Source organism: Pseudomonas fluorescens (genome assembly GCF_902497785.1).
In the GTDB taxonomy this organism is placed as follows: Bacteria; Pseudomonadota; Gammaproteobacteria; order Pseudomonadales; family Pseudomonadaceae; genus Aquipseudomonas; species Aquipseudomonas fluorescens_BO.
This window is the reverse complement of the sequence record NZ_CABVHK010000022.1, coordinates 93,714-118,001: the sequence shown is the minus strand read 5'-3', so window position 1 is coordinate 118,001 and position 24,288 is coordinate 93,714. Positions and strand designations below refer to the sequence as shown.

The 24,288-nt window shown below is 60.3% G+C and carries 19 protein-coding genes and 1 pseudogene; 17 read left to right on the top strand and 3 right to left on the bottom strand.

The features are described from left to right. Window positions 1-702: methyl-accepting chemotaxis protein (locus tag F8N62_RS32405; RefSeq protein WP_412071992.1), on the bottom strand; the 702-nt coding region annotated here is incomplete at its 3' end. Between the two features lie 93 nt (window positions 703-795). Then, a pseudogene (locus F8N62_RS32400) lies at window positions 796-1,818 on the bottom strand (cache domain-containing protein); the annotation flags it as partial. A gap of 268 nt (window positions 1,819-2,086) precedes the next feature. Between F8N62_RS32400 and F8N62_RS27445 the strand changes: the two are divergent. Together F8N62_RS27445 and F8N62_RS27440 are read left to right on the top strand one after the other, a co-directional pair. After that, window positions 2,087-2,341: an outer membrane protein assembly factor BamE gene (locus F8N62_RS27445; protein WP_150713610.1), complete on the top strand. Its 255-nt coding sequence runs from the start codon at window positions 2,087-2,089 to the stop codon at window positions 2,339-2,341. A 31-nt stretch (window positions 2,342-2,372) separates the two neighbouring features. Then, the gene (locus tag F8N62_RS27440; protein ID WP_150713609.1) at window positions 2,373-2,942 is read left to right on the top strand and encodes a lipocalin family protein; all 570 of its coding nucleotides are present in this window, start codon (window positions 2,373-2,375) and stop codon (window positions 2,940-2,942) included. A gap of 93 nt (window positions 2,943-3,035) precedes the next feature. On the opposite strand, the gene F8N62_RS27435 is transcribed toward F8N62_RS27440, so the two are convergent. Then, the gene (locus tag F8N62_RS27435; RefSeq protein WP_150713608.1) at window positions 3,036-4,400 is read right to left on the bottom strand and encodes a formimidoylglutamate deiminase; all 1,365 of its coding nucleotides are present in this window, start codon (window positions 4,398-4,400) and stop codon (window positions 3,036-3,038) included. Window positions 4,401-4,600: 200 nt separating this feature from the next. Here F8N62_RS27435 and hutC point away from each other — a divergent pair, with 200 nt between their 5' ends. The 15 genes from hutC to mdoH all read left to right on the top strand — a co-directional run bounded on the left by hutC (window position 4,601) and on the right by mdoH (window position 24,187). Continuing rightward, window positions 4,601-5,269 carry a histidine utilization repressor gene (gene hutC, locus F8N62_RS27430; protein WP_263597239.1) on the top strand — a complete coding sequence of 223 codons (669 nt, stop codon included), beginning with the start codon at window positions 4,601-4,603 and terminating at the stop codon, window positions 5,267-5,269. Between the two features lie 10 nt (window positions 5,270-5,279). Continuing rightward, a complete protein-coding gene (locus F8N62_RS27425; RefSeq protein ID WP_150713606.1) occupies window positions 5,280-5,849 on the top strand; it encodes a HutD family protein in 570 nt (189 codons plus the stop codon). Between the two features lie 397 nt (window positions 5,850-6,246). Continuing rightward, window positions 6,247-7,944, top strand: coding sequence for a urocanate hydratase (gene hutU / locus F8N62_RS27420; RefSeq protein ID WP_150713605.1), 1,698 nt, complete (start codon window positions 6,247-6,249; stop codon window positions 7,942-7,944). A 147-nt stretch (window positions 7,945-8,091) separates the two neighbouring features. Next, window positions 8,092-9,564 (top strand): purine-cytosine permease family protein, encoded by a 1,473-nt coding sequence (locus tag F8N62_RS27415; protein ID WP_150713604.1) that lies wholly within the window; start codon window positions 8,092-8,094, stop codon window positions 9,562-9,564. A 68-nt stretch (window positions 9,565-9,632) separates the two neighbouring features. Then, window positions 9,633-10,601, top strand: coding sequence for an ABC transporter substrate-binding protein (locus tag F8N62_RS27410; RefSeq protein ID WP_150713603.1), 969 nt, complete (start codon window positions 9,633-9,635; stop codon window positions 10,599-10,601). 70 nt (window positions 10,602-10,671) lie between these two features. Beyond that, a complete protein-coding gene (locus F8N62_RS27405) occupies window positions 10,672-11,523 on the top strand; it encodes an ABC transporter permease (RefSeq protein ID WP_010464518.1) in 852 nt (283 codons plus the stop codon). Continuing rightward, window positions 11,520-12,350: a quaternary amine ABC transporter ATP-binding protein gene (locus F8N62_RS27400; protein ID WP_150713602.1), complete on the top strand. Its 831-nt coding sequence runs from the start codon at window positions 11,520-11,522 to the stop codon at window positions 12,348-12,350. Before F8N62_RS27405 ends, F8N62_RS27400 begins: the two co-directional genes overlap by 4 nt. A gap of 160 nt (window positions 12,351-12,510) precedes the next feature. Further along, window positions 12,511-14,034, top strand: a complete 1,524-nt coding sequence (hutH, locus tag F8N62_RS27395) for a histidine ammonia-lyase (protein ID WP_150713601.1) — start codon at window positions 12,511-12,513, stop codon at window positions 14,032-14,034. 116 nt (window positions 14,035-14,150) lie between these two features. After that, window positions 14,151-15,683 (top strand): histidine ammonia-lyase, encoded by a 1,533-nt coding sequence (hutH, locus tag F8N62_RS27390; RefSeq protein ID WP_150713600.1) that lies wholly within the window; start codon window positions 14,151-14,153, stop codon window positions 15,681-15,683. Window positions 15,684-15,839: 156 nt separating this feature from the next. Beyond that, entirely contained in the window at window positions 15,840-17,045 is a 1,206-nt protein-coding gene (gene hutI, locus F8N62_RS27385; protein ID WP_150713599.1) for an imidazolonepropionase, read from the top strand. Window positions 17,046-17,055: 10 nt separating this feature from the next. Beyond that, window positions 17,056-17,859, top strand: a complete 804-nt coding sequence (hutG, locus tag F8N62_RS27380; RefSeq protein ID WP_150713598.1) for an N-formylglutamate deformylase — start codon at window positions 17,056-17,058, stop codon at window positions 17,857-17,859. Between the two features lie 214 nt (window positions 17,860-18,073). Beyond that, on the top strand, window positions 18,074-19,045 hold the full coding sequence (pip, locus tag F8N62_RS27375; protein ID WP_150713597.1) for a prolyl aminopeptidase: 972 nt from the start codon (window positions 18,074-18,076) through the stop codon (window positions 19,043-19,045). Then, window positions 19,042-19,479 (top strand): D-aminoacyl-tRNA deacylase, encoded by a 438-nt coding sequence (dtd, locus tag F8N62_RS27370; RefSeq protein ID WP_150713596.1) that lies wholly within the window; start codon window positions 19,042-19,044, stop codon window positions 19,477-19,479. Before pip ends, dtd begins: the two co-directional genes overlap by 4 nt. Window positions 19,480-19,800: 321 nt before the next feature. Next, window positions 19,801-21,624, top strand: coding sequence for a glucan biosynthesis protein G (locus F8N62_RS27365; protein WP_150713595.1), 1,824 nt, complete (start codon window positions 19,801-19,803; stop codon window positions 21,622-21,624). Further along, window positions 21,617-24,187, top strand: coding sequence for a glucans biosynthesis glucosyltransferase MdoH (gene mdoH, locus F8N62_RS27360; protein ID WP_150713594.1), 2,571 nt, complete (start codon window positions 21,617-21,619; stop codon window positions 24,185-24,187). The genes F8N62_RS27365 and mdoH overlap by 8 nt, the downstream gene beginning before the upstream one ends. Window positions 24,188-24,288 lie beyond the last annotated feature (101 nt).

The window sequence follows — 24,288 nt, the reverse complement described above, 5'->3', positions numbered from 1 at the left end:
CGCACGCAATGTCGCCTGCAAGTTCTCCACCCCTTCCTGATTCAGCGTGTTGATCTCGGTGATGTCGACGTTGATCGACTCCACCACGGCGGTCTGTTCTTCGGTAGCCGTCGCCACCGACTGGTTCATCCCGTCGATCTCGCCGATCCGCTGGGTCACGCTGCCCAGACGTTCGCCCGCCTGGTTGGCAATGCCGACGCTGCTTTCGCTCTGGCGCTGACTGTCAGTCATGGTGCTGACCGCTTCGCGCGCACCGACTTGCAGTTCTTCGATCATCTTTTGCACTTGCTGCGCCGAATCCTGCGTGCGGTGGGCCAGGTTGCGGACTTCGTCGGCGACCACGGCAAAACCGCGTCCGGCTTCACCGGCGCGGGCCGCTTCGATGGCGGCGTTCAACGCCAGCAGGTTGGTCTGCTGCGAAATACTGGTGATGACTTCGAGAATCTGCCCGATATTCACCGTGTTGCTGTTGAGTGTTTCGATGTTGCCGCATGAATCGCTGATCTTCGCCGAGAGCTGCTGCATCGCCGCGATGGTTTTATCCACCACCTGCTGACCGTCTTCGGCGAGGGCGCGGGCGTCGCTCGAATGTTGCGAGGCGAGAGCCGCGTTTTGCGCAATTTCCTGGGCGGCGGCGCCCAGCTCGTTGATCGCGGCGGCCACGCTGCTGGTGCGCGAGGCTTGCTGGTCGGAGTTGAACATCGACGAATTCGACGCGGCAACCACACGCAACGCGACTTCATTGACTTGGCCGGTGGCGGAGGACACTTCGCGGATCGACGTGTGAATGCGCTCCACAAAGCGATTGAACGAAGTGCCCAGCGCACCGAACTCGTCCTGGCCGTGAATGGTCAGGCGTTTGGTCAGGTCGCCTTCACCTTCGGCGATGTCGTGCATGGCGCGGCCCATGGTCAGTAGCGGCTGCATCAGGAAGCTGATCAACATGCCCAGCAGCGCGATGATGATCACCACGGCGATAACCATGGCAATGAACGCCGAGGTGCGGAATTCGCTGAGCATCGCGAACGCCGTTTCCTGGTCCAGCACCAGGGCCACGTACCAATCCGCGGAGGGCACGCCGTTGACGCGGGTAAAGGAGATGAACTGGCGTTTGCCATCAATCTCGACTTCTTTCATGCCCGGGCTGATCTGCGGGGCGCCGCTCGGGTAGGCATCTGCCAGGTTCTTGAGGACCAGTTGGCTGTCCGGATGAATCAGGATCTTGCCGCCGGCACTGACGATGAACGCGTGACCGTGACCGCCGAAGTTCAGCGAGTTGATGATTGCGCTGACGCTGGACAGGTCAATGTCGGCACCGGCGACGCCGATCATCTGCCCCTCGCGCTGAACCGGTGTGGCAACGGTGATCACCAGTTTGCCGGAGGAGGCGGCAATGTACGGTTCAGTGACGACGGTTTGTTGCGCGCTGTTGGCCGCCTTGTACCAGCCACGAGCGCGAGGGTCGTAATCGGCGGCGCGATTGCCGGCCGGCACCGAAAACATCACACCGTCGGTGCCGCCGAAGTAACTCAGCTGAAAGTTGCTGGTGTAGGCCGGCAAATCGATGGCGCGCTTGAGGCTGGTTTGGGCGCTGCCGTCCACGGCGATTTGCTGAGACAGCGATTGCAGCAATTGGATGCGGCTTTCCAGCCAAGTCTGAATGTTACTGGTGGTCAGGCTGCCGAGTTCCTGCATCGACGATTCGGTACTGCTGCGCAGCGTCTGGCGCTGGCGGTAGTCGTTGAACAGGATGAAACAGGCAAACGCGACGGCCACCACGAGGGCAGCAGCCAACAGGATTTTGTGGCTGAACTTCATGTTTCTGGTCATTAAATGAACTACCGCGGAAGGGCTGGTGTAGGAGCGACTCGCTCCTGTCTATGTCGACAGGTCAGCGTCAAAGATTAGGCGGTTTTTGCCAAAACCGATGAAACGCTCAAAAGCGGATGAAAGTTCCTGATATTAAAAATAAGGCAGACGAGCGGCGTGACAAATAGCCGGCCTGTCGGGGAACCAGACAGGGGTTTTCTCTTCTAAGCTTCTGTTTGGCAGACAGGCCAATCCCCTTTGCTCCAGGAGTTTCACCATGTCGCTGCGTTCCATCGCCCTGCTTTCGTTTTGCGTGCTGTTGGCCGCGTGCGGCAAGGTCAATCAGGAAAATTACTCCAAACTGTCGGCCGGCATGGCCAAGGCCGAGGTTGAAACCTTGCTCGGCAAACCCACCGACTGCTCGGGCGCGCTGGGCATGTCCAGTTGCACCTGGGGTGACAAGAACAGCTTTATCAGCGTGCAGTACGCCGGTGACAAAGTGTTGATGTTTTCAGGCCAAGGCCTGAAGTAAACCGGGGCGATGCGCCCGCGGGAGAAAAACAATGAAGCGGTTTTTGATCCTCCTTTTCGCCGGCCTGGTATTGGCCGGCTGCGCCACTTCTGGCGAAGATCCGTTGGCGCCTAAAACCGCCGACAGCGTCAATTTGAAGAAGTACCAAGGGACCTGGTACGAGTTGGCCCGTCTGCCGATGTATTTCCAGCGCAACTGCGCGCAATCCGAAGCCCATTACACACTCAAGCCGGACGGCAACGTGTTGGTGCTGAACCGCTGCCTGACGGCGGATTGGCAGTGGGAAGAGGCCAAGGGCACGGCTTATCCGCAGGTGCCGGGCAAGACCGACAAGTTGTGGGTCGAGTTCGATAACTGGTTCTCGCGATTGCTGCCGGGTGTGGCGAAAGGCGAATACTGGGTGTTGTACGTCAGCGACGACTACAAGACCGCCATCGTCGGTGACCCTAGTCGCAAGTATTTGTGGCTGCTGTCGCGCACGCCGTCGGTCAATGGTGTCGTGCGTGAAGAATTGCTGAGCAAGGCGCGTCAGCAGGGTTACGACACTACGCGGCTGATCTGGCGTGCGTCGGATACGCAGATGGCCAAGACCTCGAACTAGCGGCGCGGTTGAAAAAGAGATCGCAGCCTTCGGCAGCTCCTACAGAATCACTCGATCCCTGTAGGAGCTGCCGAAGGCTGCGATCTTTTGCTTTTAGCCGAGAAGTTCGCGCAGGACCTGGGTGAACGCGCGATTGCTTTCCTCTTCGCCGGCATGCCGTCCATTGCGCACGACCCATTGGCCATTGACCAGCACATCGCGCACCTGGCGATCGCCGCCGGCAAACAACCAGCGATTGAGTATCCCGTCACCGATGGCCGTCGCCAGGTACGGATCGTTACCGTCCAGCACCAGCCAATCCGCACGCTTACCCACCTCCAGCGCACCGATCGGCTGGCCCAACGCCTGCGCGCCGCCATCGAGTGCCGCGTCGTACAGCGTACGGCCGACCATCGGCTGTTCCGCGCCGTACAGCCGGTTACGCCGCTGATCACGCAGACGCTGGCCGTATTCCAGCCAGCGCAGTTCTTCCACCACGCTCAACGAGACATGACTGTCGGAACCGATGCCCATGCGCCCGCCCTGAGCGAGGAAATCCACCGCCGGGAAAATCCCGTCGCCGAGGTTCGCTTCGGTGGTCAGGCACAAACCGGCGATGGCGCGACTCGTGGCCATCAGCGTGACCTCTTCCGGGTTGGCGTGGGTCGCGTGGACCAGGCACCAGCGCTGGTCGACCTCGGTGTTTTCGTACAGCCATTGCAGCGGACGTCGGCCGCTCCAGCTCAGACAGTCGTCGACTTCCTTCTGCTGCTCGGCAATGTGAATGTGCACCGGGCACTGCTTGTCGCTCGCCGCCAGCACTTCGCTGATTTGCTGCGGGGTGACCGCGCGCAACGAGTGGAAACACAGGCCCAGTGACTGCGCAGGTTGCTGCGCCAGGATCGGCTGCAAACGCGCCTGAAGTGTCAGGTAGTTTTCAGTGCTGTTGATAAAGCGCCGCTGGCCGTCGTTCGGTGCCTGGCCGCCAAAACCGGAATGGCTGTAGAGCACCGGCAGCAGGGTAAGACCGATACCGGCTGAACTGGCTGCCTGACTGATGCGCAAGGCCAGCTCAGCCGGGTCGGCATAGGGTTGGCCGTTGGTGTCGTGGTGTACGTAATGAAATTCCGCAACCGAGGTGTAGCCGGCCTTGAGCATTTCGATGTACAGCTGACGGGCGATCACGCCGAGTTGGTCCGGGCTGATTTTTCCGACGAGGCGATACATCAAATCGCGCCAGGTCCAGAAACTGTCGTTCGGATTTCCTGCCACTTCCGCCAGCCCGGCCATTGCCCGCTGGAACGCATGGGAGTGCAAATTCGGCATTCCCGGCAGTACCGGGCCGCTTATCCGTTCGGCGCCATCTGCGTGGGAATCGGCCTGGATATGGGTCAAAACGCCGTCGGCGCTGACCTCAAGTCGTACATTGTTGGCCCATCCACTAGGCAGCAGCGCGCGTTCGGCAAAGAAGGCGGACATGGTTCAGCACCCCATCGTGTGTTATTTGTATATACATATACAGACGTTTGCCTGCTCGGTAAACTCCGGCAAGCTAGCAACCTCTTACAGATGATCAAGGATTAACCGTGCCGACTCCGCCTGCCACATTGCCGCCAAATGCCAATCTGAGCGCCAATCTGGGCGACAGTCCGGCGCCTTTGTACGCGCGCGTCAAACAGATGATCACCCAGCAAATCGACAGCGGAAACTGGCCCCCGCACTACCGCGTTCCGTCGGAAAGCGAGCTGGTCAGCCAGCTCGGTTTCAGCCGCATGACCATCAACCGCGCGCTCCGCGAGATGACCGCCGACGGTCTGTTGGTGCGCATGCAAGGGGTGGGCACGTTCGTCGCCGAGCCGAAGAGCCAGTCGGCGTTGTTTGAAGTGCACAACATCGCCGACGAAATCGCCTCCCGCGGCCATCGCCATACCTGCAAGGTGATCACCCTCGAAGAAGAGGCTGCCGGTTCCGAACGCGCACTGGCGCTGGACATGCGTGAAGGTCAGAGGGTGTTCCACTCGCTGATCGTGCATTTCGAAAATGACATTCCGGTGCAAATCGAAGACCGTTTCGTTAACGCACTGGTGGCTCCGGATTACCTCAAGCAGGACTTCACCCTGCAAACGCCTTACGCCTATCTCAACCAGGTCGCGCCGCTGACCGAAGGCGAGCACGTGGTCGAGGCGATTCTGGCCGAGGCCAGCGAGTGCAAATTGTTGCAGATTGAAAAAGGTGAGCCGTGCCTGCTGATTCGCCGCCGCACCTGGTCGGGCCGTCAGCCAGTGACGGCCGCCCGATTGATCCATCCGGGTTCCCGTCATCGTCTGGAAGGCCGGTTCCATAAATAGAGAGCCATAAATGAGTAGCGTGAAGGTTCTACGCGCGGTCGATTATCCGCGCATGCCGTGGAAAAACGGCGGTGGCAGCACTGAAGAAATCACCCGAGATGCAGGCGCGGGCCTCGACGGTTTCGGCTGGCGCCTGTCGATTGCCGATATCGGCGAGTCGGGCGGGTTTTCCACCTTCGCCGGTTACCAGCGGATCATCACCGTGCTGCAAGGCGACGGCATGACATTGTGCGTTGACGGTCAGCACACTCGAGCGTTGTTACCCCTCGATCCATTTGCCTTCAGCGGCGAGAGCCAGGTTTCCTGCACGTTGCTTGGCGGGCCGATTCGCGACTTCAACCTGATTTATGCGCCGCAGCGTTACAGCGCACGGTTGCAGTGGCTGGAGGGAGAGCAGCGGTTTTTCAGTGAGGCCGGGACCGTTTTGGTGTTCAGCATCGCTGAAGCGCTTGAGGTGAAGGTCGGTAACGGCGCCCAGCAACTCGGTCGCCATGACTGCCTGCAACTCGTCGGTAACAACAGCTTGCTGGAAGTCTCCAGTAACGGCCCATGCTGTGTGATTGAGCTCACTGCACACTGATTCAAAACCCTTCAAAGATCGCAGCCTTCGGCAGCTCCTACAGGATGTACACCGTCCCCGACGTAGGAGCTGCCGAAGGCTGCGATCTTTTAGTTTCTAGCGTTCCCGAATGCGCACCAACTTGTTACCGAACGCCCCAGCGTGGCGCAAAACCACGCTCAAGTAACAAGCCTTTTACCCTCGCAGAATCCCGACGAAAAATTTCATCTGCCGCAGAACCCTTGATCTACAGGGCTTTCCAGCGCCACAGAATTTTTCTTGAACACCCCTCCAAGAAGTTGGCCGCCTGATTGCATATGCTTGTATGTACAAGTAAAGACGTATGCGTATGAGTCGATCGAGGCTCCCCGCAGCGTCCACTGATTCGGTTTGGATTGATCGCTGAGGAGTCTTTTTCGTGACTGACAATAAACCTGCTACCGCCTCTTTTACAAAGCGCCGTGATGTTGAAATCCGCGCATCGCGCGGTAACACGCTGACCGCCAAAAGTTGGCTGACTGAAGCTCCACTGCGCATGCTGATGAACAACCTCGACCCGGAAGTCGCCGAGAACCCTAAAGAACTGGTGGTTTACGGTGGTATCGGTCGTGCGGCGCGTAACTGGGAATGCTACGACAAGATCGTCGAAAGCCTGACCAACCTGAACGACGACGAGACCCTGCTGGTGCAATCCGGCAAGCCGGTCGGCGTGTTCAAGACTCATACCAACGCTCCGCGCGTGCTGATCGCCAACTCCAACCTGGTGCCACACTGGGCGAGCTGGGAGCACTTCAACGAACTCGACGCGAAAGGCCTGGCCATGTACGGCCAGATGACCGCCGGCAGCTGGATCTACATCGGCAGCCAGGGCATCGTTCAAGGCACCTACGAAACCTTCGTCGAAGCCGGTCGCCAACATTACAACGATGACTTGAAAGGTCGTTGGGTCCTGACCGCAGGCCTCGGTGGCATGGGCGGCGCTCAACCGCTGGCCGCCACCCTGGCCGGCGCGTGCTCGCTGAACATCGAATGCCAGCAGGTCAGCATCGATTTCCGCCTGAACAGCCGTTACGTCGACGAGCAAGCCACCGACCTCGATGACGCCCTGGCCCGTATCGAAAAATACACCAAGGAAGGCAAGGCGATTTCCATCGCCCTGCTGGGTAACGCGGCGGAGATCCTCCCGGAACTGGTCAAGCGCGGCGTGCGCCCGGACATGGTCACCGACCAGACCAGCGCCCACGACCCGCTCAACGGTTACCTGCCGGCCGGCTGGACCTGGGACGAGTACCGCGCTCGCGCCAAGACCGAACCTGCCGCCGTGGTCAAAGCCGCCAAGCAATCGATGGCCGTGCACGTGAAAGCAATGCTCGAATTCCAGAAAATGGGCATTCCAACCTTCGATTACGGCAACAACATCCGTCAGATGGCACAAGAAGAAGGCGTGGAAAACGCATTCGACTTCCCAGGCTTCGTACCCGCTTACATCCGTCCGCTGTTCTGCCGTGGCATCGGCCCGTTCCGCTGGGCTGCACTGTCGGGCAATGCCGAAGACATCTACAAGACTGACGCCAAAGTCAAAGAACTGATCCCGGACGACGCCCACCTGCACAACTGGCTGGACATGGCGCGCGAGCGCATCAGCTTCCAGGGTCTGCCAGCGCGTATCTGCTGGGTTGGCCTGGGCCTGCGCGCCAAGCTCGGTCTGGCGTTCAACGAGATGGTGCGCAGCGGTGAATTGTCCGCGCCCATCGTGATCGGTCGCGACCACCTGGACTCCGGTTCGGTCGCCAGCCCGAACCGCGAAACCGAATCGATGCAGGACGGTTCCGACGCCGTGTCCGACTGGCCACTGCTCAACGCTCTGCTCAATACCGCGAGCGGCGCGACCTGGGTTTCCCTGCACCACGGCGGCGGCGTTGGCATGGGCTTCTCCCAGCACTCGGGCATGGTGATTGTCTGCGACGGTACTGACGAAGCGGCCGAACGCATTGCTCGCGTACTGCACAACGACCCGGCGACCGGTGTCATGCGTCATGCCGATGCGGGTTATCAGATCGCAATCGACTGCGCCAAGGAACAAGGGCTGAACCTGCCGATGATTACCGGCAAATAACGCCGAACCCCGTAGGAGCTGCCGCAGGCTGCGATCTTTTGATCTTGATCTAATTAAAAGATCGCAGCCTCGTTTCACTCGACAGCTCCTACATAGCTCCTACACAGATCAAAAAAACACCGACCAACAATCCATAGAGGTTGAATCATGGCTGTTAACAACGATCGTGCAGGCAGTAAACCGTTGATCGAGACACGTTCGATCGACTACATCCCGGAGGCGGAAAGACACGGTCGTCTGTTGAGCCAGTTCACCCTGTGGATGGGTGCAAACCTGCAAATCACCGCGATTGTCACCGGGGCCCTGGCCGTGGTGCTGGGCGGTGATGTGTTCTGGTCGTTGATCGGTTTGCTCATCGGGCAACTGGTCGGCGGTGGCGTGATGGCGCTGCACGCGGCGCAAGGGCCCAAACTCGGCCTGCCGCAGATGATCTCCAGCCGGGTACAGTTCGGCGTGTATGGCGCGGCCATCCCGATCGTGCTGGTGTGTTTGATGTACCTCGGTTTCACCGCAACCGGAACCGTACTGTCCGGCCAGGCACTGGGCCAGTTGTTTGGCGTCAGCGACAGCGTCGGTATCCTCATTTTCGCCAGTGTCATCGTGCTGGTCACGGTGCTCGGATATCGGGTGATCCATTTCATTGGCCGAGTCGCCAGCGTCATTGGAGTGATTGCCTTTGTGTACCTGTTCTATCGTCTGATGAGCCAGACGGACGTTGGCGCGCTCCTGCAAATCCGCCACTTCAGCTGGAGCAGCTTCCTGCTCGCGGTGTCGCTCGCGGCATCCTGGCAGATCGCCTTCGGCCCTTACGTGGCTGACTATTCACGTTACCTGCCGAGCAAGACTTCCTCGGTGAAAACCTTCTTCGCCGCTGGCGCCGGTTCGGTCATTGGCGCACAGGTGGCGATGATCCTCGGTGTGTTTGCCGCGGCCTCGGCCAATGGGCAATTCGCTGGCCACGAAGTGGCTTATATCGTTGGTTTGGGCGGTACCGGTGCCACCGCTGCGCTGCTGTACTTCAGCATCGCGTTCGGCAAGGTCACCATCTCCACGCTGAACTCCTACGGCAGCTTCATGTGCATCGCCACCATCATCAGTGGTTTTCGTGGCCACCTGCAGGTCACGCGCTTGCAGCGTCTGATCTTCGTGCTAGCCATCGTCGGTGCTGCAACCCTGATCGCGTTGCTCGGCCAGCACTCGTTCCTCGGTGCGTTCAAGTCCTTCATCCTGTTCTTGCTGGCGTTCTTCACGCCTTGGAGCGCGATCAACCTGGTGGACTACTACTGCATTACCCGCGAGCGTTATGACGTGCCGGCGCTGGCCGATCCGAACGGTCGCTACGGCCGTTGGAACGCCTTGGGTATCAGCGTTTATGTCTTTGGTGTGCTGGTGCAACTGCCGTTCATTTCCACCAAGTTCTATACCGGTCCGCTGGTGGAGGCCATGGGTGGCGTGGATATTTCCTGGATCATCGGTCTGGTGTTGCCCGCAGCCCTGTATTACCTGTGTGCGAAAAAGTGGCACGGGTCCGTTCCCGATCAACTGATCCTGCCCGTCGAGCAGGACAGCGTTGCACCACCAAAAACTAGCGGGGCCGGTCGCGCTGCGGCGCAGGCCTGACTGGACGAGGACAGGGCTGGATGCCTCTTGACTGCCGTAAGCCCATTCATGATTAGGAGCGTCACACAATGAAATCGAACAAGACCCTGCTGACCACATTGCTTTCCATGGGCCTGCTCGCCAGCGCCGGCGTCACTCAGGCAGCCGGCTGGTGCGAGTCGGGCAAACCGGTGAAATTCGCCGGCCTGAACTGGGAAAGCGGCATGTTGCTGACCGACGTGATGCAAGTCGTGTTGGAGAAAGGCTACGACTGCAAGACCGACAGCCTGCCTGGCAACTCCATCACCATGGAAAACGCCCTGAGCAGCAACGACATTCAAGTGTTTGCCGAGGAGTGGGTTGGCCGCAGCGAAGTCTGGAACAAGGCCGAAAAGGCCGGCAAAGTCGTCGGTGTCGGCGCCCCGGTCGTGGGCGCAATCGAAGGCTGGTACGTGCCGCGCTACGTGATTGAAGGCGACGCGAAGCGCAAGCTCGAACCGAAGGCGCCGGACCTGAAAACCATTGCCGACCTGGCCAAGTACTCCGCCGTGTTCAAGGATCAGGAAGAGCCAGCCAAGGGCCGTTTCTACAACTGCCCGGCCGGTTGGACCTGTGAGCTGGACAACAGCGAAATGCTCAAGAGCTACGGCCTCGAAAGCACGTACACCAACTTCCGCCCAGGCACCGGCCCGGCGCTGGATGCGGCGGTGTTGTCGAGCTACAAGCGTGGCGAGCCGATCCTGTTCTACTACTGGTCGCCTACGCCGCTGATGGGTCAGGTTGACCTGGTCAAACTCGAAGAAAAACCCGGCGTGGACAAGAGCGTGACCATCAAGGTCGGCCTGTCCAAGACTTTCCACGACGAAGCCCCGGAACTGGTGGCCGTGCTGGAAAAGGTCAACCTGCCCATCGACCTGCTGAACCAGAACCTTGCACGCATGACCAAAGAGCGGATCGAGTCGCCAAAACTGGCGAAGATCTTCTTGAAGGAACATCCTGAAGTCTGGCACGCGTGGGTGAGCGAAGACGCAGCCAAAAAGATCGACGCGGCTTTGTAGGTTGAGCTTCTCCGACTGCCATCAGCGGCAGTCGCAGGCTTGATCGCAACCCCTTGATTGAGAGTCTCTTATGTTTCCCGAAAGCTTTACCTTTTCCATCGCCGACTGGGTCAACGGTTGGGTCGATTCGCTGGTCACCAACTACGGCGACGTGTTCCGGCACATCTCCGACACCCTGTTGTGGGCCATCGTCAATCTTGAAGGGCTGCTGCGTGCGGCGCCCTGGTGGCTGATGCTGGCAATCGTCGCGGGTGTGGCCTGGCACGCGACCCGCAAAGTGGTGACCACTGCGGTGATCGTCGGTTTGCTGTTCCTGGTGGGCGCTGTCGGCCTCTGGGACAAGCTCATGCAGACGCTGGCGCTGATGATGGTCGCGACGGTGATTTCGGTGCTGATCGGCATTCCGCTGGGCATTCTTTCGGCTCGCAGCAATCGCCTGCGTTCGGTATTGATGCCGTTGCTGGACATCATGCAGACCATGCCGAGTTTCGTGTACCTGATCCCGGTGCTGATGCTGTTTGGCCTAGGCAAGGTTCCGGCGATCTTCGCCACCGTGATCTACGCCGCGCCACCGCTGATTCGTCTGACCGACCTGGGCATCCGTCAGGTTGACGGCGAAGTGATGGAAGCGATCAACGCCTTCGGTGCCAACCGCTGGCAGCAACTGTTTGGCGTGCAACTGCCGCTGGCCCTGCCGAGCATCATGGCCGGAATCAACCAGACCACCATGATGGCGCTGTCGATGGTGGTGATCGCCTCGATGATCGGCGCCCGTGGCCTTGGCGAAGATGTGTTGGTGGGGATTCAGACCCTCAACGTCGGACGCGGACTTGAAGCCGGTCTGGCGATCGTGATTCTGGCAGTGGTCATCGACCGCATTACTCAGGCGTATGGTCGGCCACGGCATGAGGTGAGCAAATGAGCAACGAAGCCATCAGCAAAATCGAAGTCAAAAACGTCTTCAAGATTTTCGGCAACCGCTCGAAGGAAGCGCTGGGCATGATTGGCCAGGGCAAAACCAAGGATCAGGTGCTGGCCGAAACCGGCTGTGTGGTCGGCGTGAACGACCTGTCGCTGAGCATCGGCACCGGCGAGATTTTTGTGATCATGGGCCTGTCGGGTTCCGGAAAATCCACCCTGGTGCGCCACTTCAATCGCCTGATCGACCCCACCAGCGGTGCGATCCTGGTGGACGGCGTGGACATCTTGCAATACGACATGGAAGCCCTGCGCGAATTTCGCCGGCACAAGATCAGCATGGTGTTCCAGAGCTTCGGCCTGCTGCCGCACAAGACCGTGTTGGATAACGTCGCTTACGGCCTGAAAGTGCGCGGCGAGAGCAAGCAGATGTGCTCCGAGCGGGCGCTGCACTGGATCAACACCGTGGGCCTCAAGGGCTACGAAAACAAATACCCGCACCAGCTCTCGGGCGGCATGCGTCAGCGTGTCGGCCTGGCGCGTGCATTGGCGGCGGACACTGACATTATCCTGATGGACGAAGCGTTCAGTGCGCTTGACCCGCTGATCCGCGCGGAGATGCAGGACCAGTTGCTGGAACTGCAAAAGACCCTGCACAAAACCATCGTGTTCATCACCCATGACCTCGACGAGGCCGTGCGCATCGGTAACCGCATTGCCATCCTCAAGGATGGGCGGCTGATTCAGGTCGGCACGCCGCGAGAGATCCTGCATTCGCCGGCGGATGAGTACGTCGACCGCTTCGTGCAGCGGCGGGCTGCGGTGGTTTAAAGAGATTTGCGGTGTTTTGGCGGGCCCCATCGCGGGCAAGCCCGCTCCCACAGTGTTCTGTTGTGTGAATAAAATTTGTGCACCACAACAATCCCTGTGGGAGCGGGCTTGCCCGCGATGAGGCCGGTGAAGCTGCATCAATATTTGGTTGAGGTCAAAGATGTCCCAGGCTGAAAAAATCGTTATCACAGGCGATCGATTGCGTTGGCAGGATGTGGTCGCGGTAGCCCGTCACGGCGCACAACTCGAGCTGTCGCCCGAGAGCTGGGCGCGCATCGACAATGCGCAGGCCATCGTCCAGCGCATCGTCACCAGCGGCGAGCGCGCCTACGGCGTCAACACCGGTCTGGGTGCGTTGTGCAACGTCTCCCTGCAAGGTGAACAGCTCAGTCAACTGTCGCGCAACACCTTGCTCAGTCACGCCTGTGGCGTTGGCGCTCCACTGGCCGACGAGCAGACCCGCGCGATCATGTGCGCAGCGATCCGCAATTACAGCCATGGCAAGTCCGGCATTCATCGCCAGGTCGTCGAAGCCCTGCTGGCGTTGCTCAATCGCGGCATCACCCCGCAAGTACCGTCCCAGGGTTCGGTCGGTTACCTGACCCACATGGCGCATATCGGCATCGCGCTGCTGGGCGTCGGCAATGTCAGCTATCGCGGGCAGGTCATTTCTGCGCAACAGGCCCTGGCCGAAGAAGGTCTGCAACCGGTTCAGCTCGGCGCCAAAGACGGCTTGTGCCTGGTCAACGGTACGCCGTGCATGAGCGGCCTCAGCTGCCTGGCGATTGCCGATGCGACGCGTTTGGTGCAATGGGCTGACGTGATCGGCGCCATGAGCTTCGAAGCTCAGCGCGGGCAGATTGCAGCGTTCGATGCCGAAATCATTGCCCTCAAGCCGCACCCCGGCATGCAGCAGGTCGGCATCAATTTGCGGGCGCTGCTCGACGGCAGTGAAGTGATTGCGTCGAGCAAGGGCATTCGCACGCAGGATGCGTTGAGCATCCGTTCGATCCCGCAAGTCCACGGCGCCGCTCGGGATCAACTGGCCCATGCGATTCAACAGATCGAAACCGAACTCAACGGTTGCACCGACAATCCGCTGTTGTTGGGCACGCCGGATAACTTCCGCGTCATGTCCCAGGCCAACCCGCACGGCCAATCGGTCGCGCTGGCGGCCGATCTGCTGGCGATTGCCATGGCCGAAATCGGCTCCATCGCCGAGCGTCGCCTCGACCGTTTGATCAACCCGCACGTCAGCGGTCTGCCGGCTTTTCTGGTGGCTAATCCGGGGGTGAATTCCGGGATGATGATCGTGCAATACGTCGCCGCTTCGCTGTGCGCGGAAAACCGCCAATTGGCGCAACCGGCGGTGCTCGACAACTACGTGACCTCGGGCCTGCAGGAAGACCACCTGAGCATGGGCACCAACGCTGCGCTGAAGCTGCATCGCGCGTTGGAAAACTGCACGCAAATCCTCGCCATCGAGTACCTGTTGGCGGCTCAGGGCTTTGAATTCCTCAAAGAACAGCGCTTCGGCGCCGGCACCGATACTGCGTGGCGTCTGCTGCGTGAGCGGGTTCCGGCCTACGACCAGGATCGTTGGCTGGCACCGGATATCGCCGCCGCTGCCGGGGTGTTGAAAGATCCTGTTTTGCTGCACAAGGCTTTACCGAATCTGAACTGATTTCCACTGCACCAGCGTGCCAAGGCGCGGCTCCCCAAAAGGCGAGACGCGACGGACAACGGACATCTCCGGAGCGTCTGGTGAGCTCATGACAAACTCTCAAAAGGAGAATAAAAGTGACTGCGCTAAACCTGATTCCCGGCCAACTGAGCCTTGCCCAACTGCGTGATATCTACCAGCAGCCGGTAAAAATTACCCTCGACAACAGCGCCTCGGCGCAGATCGAAGCCAGCGTGGCCTGCGTGGAACAGATCCTCGCCGAGAACCGCACCGCCTATGGCATCAACACCGGTTTCGGCCTGCTGGCCTCGACGCGCATTGCCAGCGAAGACCTGGAAAACCTGCAACGCTCACTGGTGTTGTCCCACGCCGCCGGTGTCGGCGAGCCGATCAGCGACGCGCTGGTGCGTCTGGTCATGGTGCTCAAGGTCAACAGCCTGAGCCGTGGTTTCTCCGGCATCCGTCGCGTGGTCATCGACGCGCTGATCGCCCTGATCAACGCCGAGGTGTACCCGCACATTCCATTGAAAGGCTCGGTCGGTGCTTCCGGTGACCTGGCGCCATTGGCGCACATGTCGCTGGTGCTGCTGGGTGAAGGCAAGGCGCGCTACAAAGGCGAATGGCTGGAAGCGACCGAGGCGCTGAAAGTTGCCGGTCTGACCCCGCTGACACTGGCGGCGAAAGAGGGCCTGGCATTGCTCAACGGTACGCAGGTGTCCACGGCTTACGCATTGCGCGGTTTGTTTGAAGGTGAAGATTTGTTTGCCGGCGCCTTGTCGCTGGGTGCCCTGACGGTCGAAGCGGTACTCGGTTCGCGCTCGCCGTTCGATGCGCGCATCCACGCCGCACGTGGCCAGAAAGGCCAGATCGACGCCGCGGCCGCTTACCGCGATTTGCTCGGCGAGCGCAGTGAAGTCTCCGACTCGCACCAGAACTGCGACAAGGTTCAGGACCCGTATTCCCTGCGCTGCCAGCCGCAAGTCATGGGCGCCTGCCTGACCCAGTTCCGTCAGGCCGCCGAAGTGCTCGCCATCGAAGCCAACGCCGTCTCGGACAACCCGCTGGTGTTTGCCGCTGAAGGCGACGTGATTTCCGGCGGTAACTTCCACGCCGAACCCGTGGCCATGGCCGCCGACAACATGGCGTTGGCCATCGCTGAAATCGGCTCGCTGAGCGAACGTCGTATCTCGCTGATGATGGACAAGCACATGTCGCAACTGCCCCCATTCTTGGTGGCCAATGGCGGCGTGAATTCCGGTTTCATGATCGCTCAAGTGACTGCGGCGGCCCTGGCCAGTGAAAACAAGGCGTTGTCTCATCCGCATTCGGTGGACAGCCTGCCGACTTCGGCCAACCAGGAAGACCACGTGTCCATGGCGCCGGCGGCCGGCAAGCGGTTGTGGGAAATGGCTGAGAACACCCGCGGTGTGTTGGCCGTGGAATGGCTGGCGGCGTGCCAAGGGCTGGACTTGCGCGACGGCCTGAAGACCTCGGCGAAGCTGGAAAAAGCCCGGGCGATTTTGCGTAAAGAAGTGCCGTTCTATGAGAAGGACCGTTTCTTCGCGCCGGACATCAATGCAGCCAGCGAATTGTTGGCGACGCGCTGCTTGAACGAGCTGATCACGGCGAGCATTTTGCCTAGCCTGTGACGGCCCACCTGTAGGAGCTGCCGCAGGCTGCGATCTTTTGATTTCGCTTTTCAAAGGATCGCAGCCTCGTTGCACTCGGCAGCTCCTACAGGGGAATGCGTACCCCTGTGGGAGCGAGCCTGCTCGCGATTTTTTGAATACTGTGGAGACTAAGGGATGAAAACCCTCTGGCAACACTGCCACGTCGCAACCATGGCGCAGGGCGTCTACTCGATCATCGAAGACGCGGCCATCGTGACGTCCGGTGCGCACATTGAGTGGATCGGTCCTCGCGCTGAACTGCCTGCGGGTGAATACCCGGCCGTCAACGATTTGAACGGGGCCTGGGTCACTCCGGGCCTGATCGACTGCCACACCCACACGGTGTTCGGCGGTAACCGCAGCGGTGAATTCGAACAGCGCCTGCAAGGCGTCAGCTACGCGGAAATTGCCGCGGCCGGTGGCGGCATTGCCAGCACCGTGCGCGCGACCCGCGCTGCGACCGAAGACGAACTGTTCACCAGCGCCGCCAAGCGTCTGAAGAGTCTGATGCGCGACGGCGTCACCACGGTCGAGATGAAATCCGGTTACGGCCTCGACCTGAGCAGCGAACGCAAAATCCTGCGGGTGATCCGTCGTCTTGGTGCCGAACTGCCGGTCAGCGTGCGCAGCACCTGCCTGGCGGCCCATGCTTTGCCGCCGGAGTACGCAGATCAGGCCGACGCCTACATCGATCACATCTGCGCAGAAATGCTCCCGGCCCTGGCCGCCGAAGGTCTGGTCGATGCGGTCGACGCATTTTGCGAATACCTGGCGTTTTCGCCAGCGCAGGTCGAGCGGGTGTTCCTCACCGCTCAGGAACTGGGTCTGCCGGTGAAGCTGCACGCCGAGCAACTGTCGTCGCTGCACGGTTCGAGTCTGGCGGCGCGTTACCACGCATTGTCCGCCGATCACCTCGAGTTCATGACCGAGGAAGACGCCATCGCCATGGCCGAGTCGGGCACTGTCGCCGTGTTGCTGCCCGGCGCGTTCTACTTTCTGCGCGAGACTCAGTTGCCGCCGATGGACGCGTTGCGCAAGCACGCTGTGAAAATCGCCATTGCCAGCGACCTCAACCCGGGCACTTCGCCGGGGCTGTCGTTGCGCTTGATGCTGAACATGGCCTGCACCTGTTTCCGCATGACCCCGGAAGAGGCCCTGGCCGGTGCGACGATTCATGCCGCCACGGCGTTGGGCATGGCCGAGACTCACGGTTCGCTGGAAGCCGGCAAGGTCGCGGATTTTGTCGCCTGGCAAATCGATCGTCCCGCCGACCTGTCGTACTGGCTGGGCGGTGATCTGGAAAAACGCGTCGTGCGTCACGGCGTCGAAACGAGCGTTTAGGAGAACAGTTGTGGATAAGGTTCTGAACTTCAAACAAGGCCGCGTGCCGCTGCTGATCAGCATGCCCCACGCCGGCCTGCGCCTGACCCCGGCGGTCGAAGCCGGATTGATCGGCGACGCGAAAAGCCTGCCGGACACCGACTGGCACATCCCGCAGCTCTATGAGTTCGCCGCCGAGCTGGGCGCCAGTACGTTGGCCGCCGAATACTCGCGGTTCGTCATCGACCTGAATCGTCCATCGGACGACAAGCCTTTATATGCCGGCGCCACCACCGGGCTGTTCCCGGCAACATTGTTCGATGGAATTCCGCTGTTTCGCGAGGGTATGGAGCCTTCGGCGGCCGAGCGCGCGTCGTATCTGGAGCAGGTCTGGACGCCGTATCACAGCACCTTGCAGAACGAGCTGGCACGGCTTAGAGCCGAATTCGGCTACGCGCTGCTGTTCGATGCGCACTCGATCCGTTCGATTATCCCGCACCTGTTCGACGGCAAACTGCCGGACTTCAACCTCGGGACTTTCAACGGCGCCAGTTGCGATCCGCAGTTGGCCACTCAGCTGGAGGCCATCTGCGCGCGCCACGACAATTACAGCCATGTGCTGAACGGTCGTTTCAAGGGCGGTCACATCACCCGGCACTACGGTAACCCGGCCGACAATATTCACGCCGTGCAGCTGGAACTGGGCCAATGCACGTACATGGAAGAGTTCGAACCGTTCCGCTATCGCCCGGACCTGGCGGCGCCGACTCAAGTGGTGCTCAAGGAACTGCTGCAAGGGTTGCTGGCCTGGGGCGAAAAGCACTACAAGCGCTAAAACCTAGCGAAAAACCCTGTGGGAGCGAGCCTGCTCGCGAAGAATTCGGGAGCGCCGCGGGGTGTCTGACGCAGCGCGTTATCGTTGACGCTCTTCGCGAGCAGGCTCGCTCCCACAGGGATCGTGCTCATGACGTAATTCGGGTTTATGATGCCCAACGGCAGAATAATAGAAGTCCCCCCAGGGATGACCTCGACCCCTTACGGAGCGCGCAATGCAGACTTTGTACCCGCAGATCAAACCCTACGCCCGGCATGATCTGGCCGTCGATGAAACCCACACCCTGTATGTCGACGAAAGCGGTTCACCGCAAGGTTTGCCGGTGGTGTTCATCCACGGCGGCCCCGGCGCCGGGTGTGATGCACAAAGTCGCTGCTTTTTTGATCCGAACCTGTACCGCATCGTCACCTTCGACCAGCGCGGTTGCGGTCGCTCCACCCCCCACGCCAGCCTGGAAAACAACACCACCTGGGATCTGGTCGCCGACCTCGAGCGAATTCGCCAGCACCTGGGCATCGACAAATGGGTCCTGTTTGGCGGCTCGTGGGGTTCGACCCTGGCGCTGGCCTACGCGCAAACCCATCCGGAGCGCGTGCACGGTCTGATTGTTCGTGGGATTTTTCTCTGCCGTCCGCAGGAAATCGAGTGGTTCTACCAGGCCGGCGCCAGTCGTCTGTTCCCCGATTACTGGCAGGATTACGTCGCGCCGATCCCGCTGGACGAGCGCGACGACTTGCTGACTGCTTTCCACAAACGCCTCACCGGCAACGATCAGATCGCCCAGATGCACGCCGCCAAGGCGTGGTCCACCTGGGAAGGCCGGACCGCGACCCTGCGTCCGAACCCGCTGGTGGTCGACCGTTTTTCCGAGCCGCAGCGTGCGCTGTCCATCGCCCGCATCGAATGCCATTACTTCACCAACAACGCCTTCCTCGAGCCCAACCAACTGATCCGCGACATGGGCAAGATCGCCCATCTGCCTGGCGTGATCGTGCACGGGCGCTACGACGTAATCTGCCCGCTGGATAACGCCTGGGAATTGCATCAGAACTGGCCGAACAGTGAATTGCAGGTCATTCGCGACGCTGGCCATGCCGCGTCCGAACCGGGCATCACCGATGCACTGGTGCGCGCCGCCGATCAGATGGCCCGGCGTCTGCTCGACCTGTCCCCTGAAGAAGCATGAAAGGCCTGTTGCAACGCGTGACTGGCGCGCGAGTCGAGGTAGCGGGGGAGGTGGTGGGCGCCGTCGATCAGGGTTTGCTGGTACTGGTGGCGGTCGAGCCCGAGGATACTCGGGCGAGTGCCGACAAACTTCTGCATAAGCTGCTTAACTATCGTGTGTTCAGTGACGCCGAGGGCAAGATGAATCTGTCCTTGGTGGATGTCGCAGGCGGGCTGCTACTGGTCTCTCAGTTCACCCTGGCTGCCGACACCCGAAGCGGGTTGCGCCCGGGTTTTTCAACGGCCGCTCCTCCGGCGCTGGGCGAAGAACTTTTCGACTATCTATTAGGCAAAGCGAAACAGGTGCATGGCACTGTGGCATCAGGTAGATTCGGCGCGGATATGCAGGTGCACCTGGTCAATGATGGCCCGGTAACCTTCCTGTTACAGACCTGAAAGCGCTTGAAACATGTTTTTAAGCCCTTTTCGACTGAAAACAGGGGTTTTTCGCGATAAATACTTTGTTACCCCTGATGCGTTGTAACGCGGCCTGCTAGATAATCGCGCGCTGCGGGGATCAGCGTTCGTTGGCCCATTTTGACTTAGGTAGAGACTTGTCCTGGACCTGTTGGGGAATCATTTAGCCCCATAGGAGTCGGAACAATGCTCGCCAACTTGGCAAGAATGGTTTGTAAGGTCGGTTTTTTCATGCCGTTCACCTCACAAACCCTTTAACTGGCCGTTGGTTTTTTGATCTGTTTTCGGCGAGGGTTGCTCGTGATTGTTAGTCCCTGTGTTGCACCAAAATTGTCTGCCAAACGGTTACGAAGCGCTCTGGTAGCGGGCTCTGCCCTGCTGTGCCTGCTCAGCGCCGGCCAACTTTGGGCATTCAGTCTGGATGACGTGTCGGCCAAGGCGAAAGAGCTGGCCGGGCAGAAATACGAAGCCCCGCGCAGTAACCTGCCGAACGAATTCCGCGAAATGAAATTCGCGGACTATCAGAAAATTCGCTTCCGCACCGAAAAAGCGGAATGGGCTGATCAGAAAACCCCATTCAAGCTGTCGTTCTATCACCAGGGTATGCATTTCGATACGCCGGTGAAAATCAACGAAATCACGGCCAACACCGTCGAAGAGATCAAATACGACCCGAGTCGTTTCGATTTCGGCGACGTCAAGTTCGATCCGAAAGCCACCGAACAACTGGGTTACGCCGGTTTCCGTGTGCTGTATCCGATCAACAAGGCCGACAAGCAAGACGAAATCATGACCATGCTCGGCGCGAGTTATTTCCGCGTTGTCGGCAAGGGTCACACCTATGGCTTGTCCGCTCGCGGCATGGCCATCGATACCGCGCTGCCGTCCGGCGAAGAATTCCCGCGCTTCACCGAGTTCTGGATTGAACAGCCGAGACCGGGCGACAAGCACCTGGTGATCTTCGCGCTGCTGGATTCGCCACGCGCCACCGGTGCGTACCGCCTGACCCTGCGTCCGGGCAGCGACACCATTGTTGACGTCAAGGCGCAGATGTTCCTGCGTGACAAGGTCACCAAGCTCGGTGTAGCGCCGCTGACCAGCATGTTCCTGTTCGGCGCGAACCAGCCTTCGAAAGTGCTGAACTACCGTCGCGAACTGCATGACTCCAGCGGTCTGTCGATCCATGCCGGCAACGGCGAGTGGATCTGGCGTCCGCTGAACAACCCGAAACACCTGTCGGTGAGCAACTTCTCGGTCGAGAACCCGCGCGGTTTCGGCTTGCTGCAACGTGGCCGTGACTTCAGCCACTACGAAGACCTCGATGACCGCTACGACAAACGCCCAAGTGCCTGGATCGAGCCAAAAGGCGATTGGGGCAAGGGATCGGTCGACCTGGTCGAAATTCCGACCGCCGACGAAACCAATGACAACATCGTTGCGTTCTGGAGCCCGGAAAAACTGCCGGAGCCTGGCCAGCCGCTCGACGTCGCTTATCGCCTGCACTGGACCATCGACGAAGCGTCGCTGCACTCGCCTGACAGCGCCTGGGTTCAGCAGACCTTGCGTTCCACAGGTGACGTCAAACAGTCCAATCTGATCCGTCAGCCGGACGGCAGCGTTGCCTATCTGGTGGACTTCGAAGGCCCGTCCCTGGCGGCGTTGCCGGAAACCGCAGACGTTCGCAGTCAGGTCAGCGTTGGCGATAACGCCGAGCTGGTCGAGAACAGCGTGCGCTACAACCCTGAAACCAAGGGCTGGCGCCTGACCCTGCGGATGAAAATCAAGGACGCGGGCAAGCCGACCGAAATGCGCGCAGCACTGGTGCAGAACATCGTCCCTGAGGACCTGGCCAAGTCGTCGTTGCCGGTGTCCAATTCTTCTGTTGCCAAGGCCGACAAGGTGGCTGCCAAGCAGCAAGCGAAGGAAGAAGCCAAGCAAGCCGAGGCCAAGCAAGCGGAGGCCAAGCAGGCCGAAGCCAAGCCAGTCGTAGAGACCAAGGACAAGGACAACAAAGACGCCAAGCAGCCAGCCGCTGCCGACGCGGCCCCAGCCACACCGGAATCGGCACCGACTGAACAAGTCCTGACCGAGACCTGGAGCTATCAGTTGCCTGCCGATGAGTAATTCTCAAGTACAGCCGGAGACGCTTGCCGAGTATCTGGCGCATCTACCCATGACCGACGAGCAGCGCGCGGAACTCGCGGGCTGCCAGTCTTTCAGTGAGTTGCACCAGCGTCTATCGTCTTCGACGTTTGACGCACCGACCGAGGCTGCCCAAGCCTCGGTGGGCCGCCGCTTGACCCTGAACACCGCTGAAGAGCTGGAAGAAGCGGAAATGCTGGTGCTCGACGCCAGCGGTCGGGTTTGCCTCAAGGCCACCCCGCCGATCCGCCGGACCAAAGTCGTACCGGAGCCGTGGCGCACCAACATTCTGGTGCGTGGCTGGCGGCGTCTGACCGGACGCACCAATCCGCCGGCCCCGCCGAAGGACGAGAACGTGTTGCCCGCGGCTCGCTGGCGCACCGTCGGTTCGATCCGCCGTTACATTCTGTTGGTGTTGATGCTCGGCCAGACCATCGTCGCCGGCTGGTACATGAAAGGCATCATGCCGTACCAGGGCTGGTCGTTCGTCGACCTCAACGAAGTCCTGCATCAACCGATCCTGCAAACCGTCACGCAAGTCCTGCCGTATGCGCTGCAAACCAGCATCCTGATTCTGTTCGGGATTCTGTTCTGCTGGGTGTCCGCCGGTTTCTGGACCGCACTGATGGGCTTCCTCGAGTTACTCACCGGCCACGATAAATACCGTATCTCCGGTAAAAGTGCCGGCAACGAGCCGATTGCCAAAGAGGCGCGCACCGCGCTGGTGATGCCGATCTGCAACGAAGACGTGCCGCGGGTGTTCGCCGGTTTGCGCGCGACGTTCGAGTCGGTGGCGGCCACGGGTGACCTGGATCGCTTCGACTTCTTCGTGCTCAGCGACAGTAACGACGCTGATATCTGTGTGGCCGAGCAGCAGGCCTGGCTGGAGGTTTGCCGCGAAGCCAAGGGCTTTGGCAAGATCTTCTATCGCCGTCGCCGTCGCCGGGTAAAACGCAAAAGCGGCAACCTCGACGACTTCTGCCGTCGCTGGGGCGGTGACTACAAATACATGGTCGTGCTCGACGCCGACTCGGTCATGAGCGGCGAGTGCCTGACCAGTCTGGTGCGTTTGATGGAAGCGACGCCGGACGCCGGGATCATTCAGACCGCGCCTCGTGCCTCGGGCATGGACACGCTGTATGCGCGCATGCAGCAGTTCGCGACCCGGGTCTACGGGCCGCTGTTCACCGCCGGCCTGCACTTTTGGCAGTTGGGTGAATCCCATTACTGGGGTCACAACGCAATCATCCGCATGAAGCCGTTCATCGAGCACTGCGCCCTGGCGCCGTTGCCCGGTAAAGGCGCGTTTGCCGGTGCAATTCTGTCCCACGACTTCGTCGAAGCCGCGCTGATGCGCCGTGCCGGCTGGGGCGTGTGGATTGCCTACGATTTGCCGGGCAGCTACGAAGAATTGCCGCCAAACCTGCTGGACGAACTCAAGCGTGACCGTCGCTGGTGCCACGGCAACCTGATGAACTTCCGCCTGTTCCTCGTCAAAGGCATGCACCCGGTTCACCGTGCGGTGTTCCTCACGGGCGTGATGTCGTACCTGTCGGCGCCGTTGTGGTTCTTCTTCCTCGTGCTGTCGACGGCGCTGCTGGCGGTCAACACGTTGATGGAGCCGCAGTACTTCATGGAACCGCGTCAGCTCTATCCGCTGTGGCCGCAATGGCACCCGGACAAAGCGGTCGCACTGTTCTCGACCACCGTCGTGCTGCTGTTCCTGCCGAAACTGTTGAGCATCATCCTGATCTGGGCCAAGGGCGCGAAAGAGTTCGGTGGCAAGTTCAAGGTGACTCTGTCGATGCTGCTGGAGATGCTGTTTTCGATGTTGCTGGCCCCGGTGCGGATGATCTTCCACACCCGTTTCGTGCTCGCCGCGTTTCTGGGCTGGGCGGCGACCTGGAATTCGCCACAACGTGACGACGACTCCACGCCATGGAGCGAAGCGGTCAAGCGCCACGGTCCGCAAACCTTGCTGGGCTTCTTCTGGGCCCTGCTGGTAATCTGGCTGAACCCGAGCTTCCTCTGGTGGCTGGTGCCGATCGTCGGTTCGCTGATGCTGTCGATTCCGGTGTCGGTGATTTCCAGTCGTGTCGGCCTGGGCCTGAAGTCCCGTGACGAAAGCCTGTTCCTGATTCCCGAGGAATACAATCCTCCACAGGCGCTGGTCGCAACCGACCAGTACACCCACGAAAACCGCTATCACGCATTGAATGACGGCTTCGTCCGCGCGGTGGTCGATCCTCAGCAGAACGCCCTGGCGTGTTCGCTGGCGACATCGCGTCACCGTGAGGCCGAGCCGATCGAATGGCTGAGGATCGAACGGGTTCGCCACGCGTTGAAAGTCGGGCCGGATGGCTTGAGCAACAATGAGCGTGTGCAATTGCTGAGCGACCCGGTAGCACTGGCTCGCCTGCATGAGCAGATCTGGAACGACGGCCACCCCGAGTGGCTGCAAGCGTGGCGCCAATCGGTGAAGGCCGATCCGCATGCGCCGTTGCTACCGCTCAAGCCGCTGAGCGCACAGCCGCAACTGGCCTAAAAAGCCAAAAAGATCGCAGCCTTCGGCAGCTCCTACGGATATACACCGCGTAGGAGCTGCCGGAGGCTGCGATTCTTTGTTTCTACCCCTTGTGCAAACGA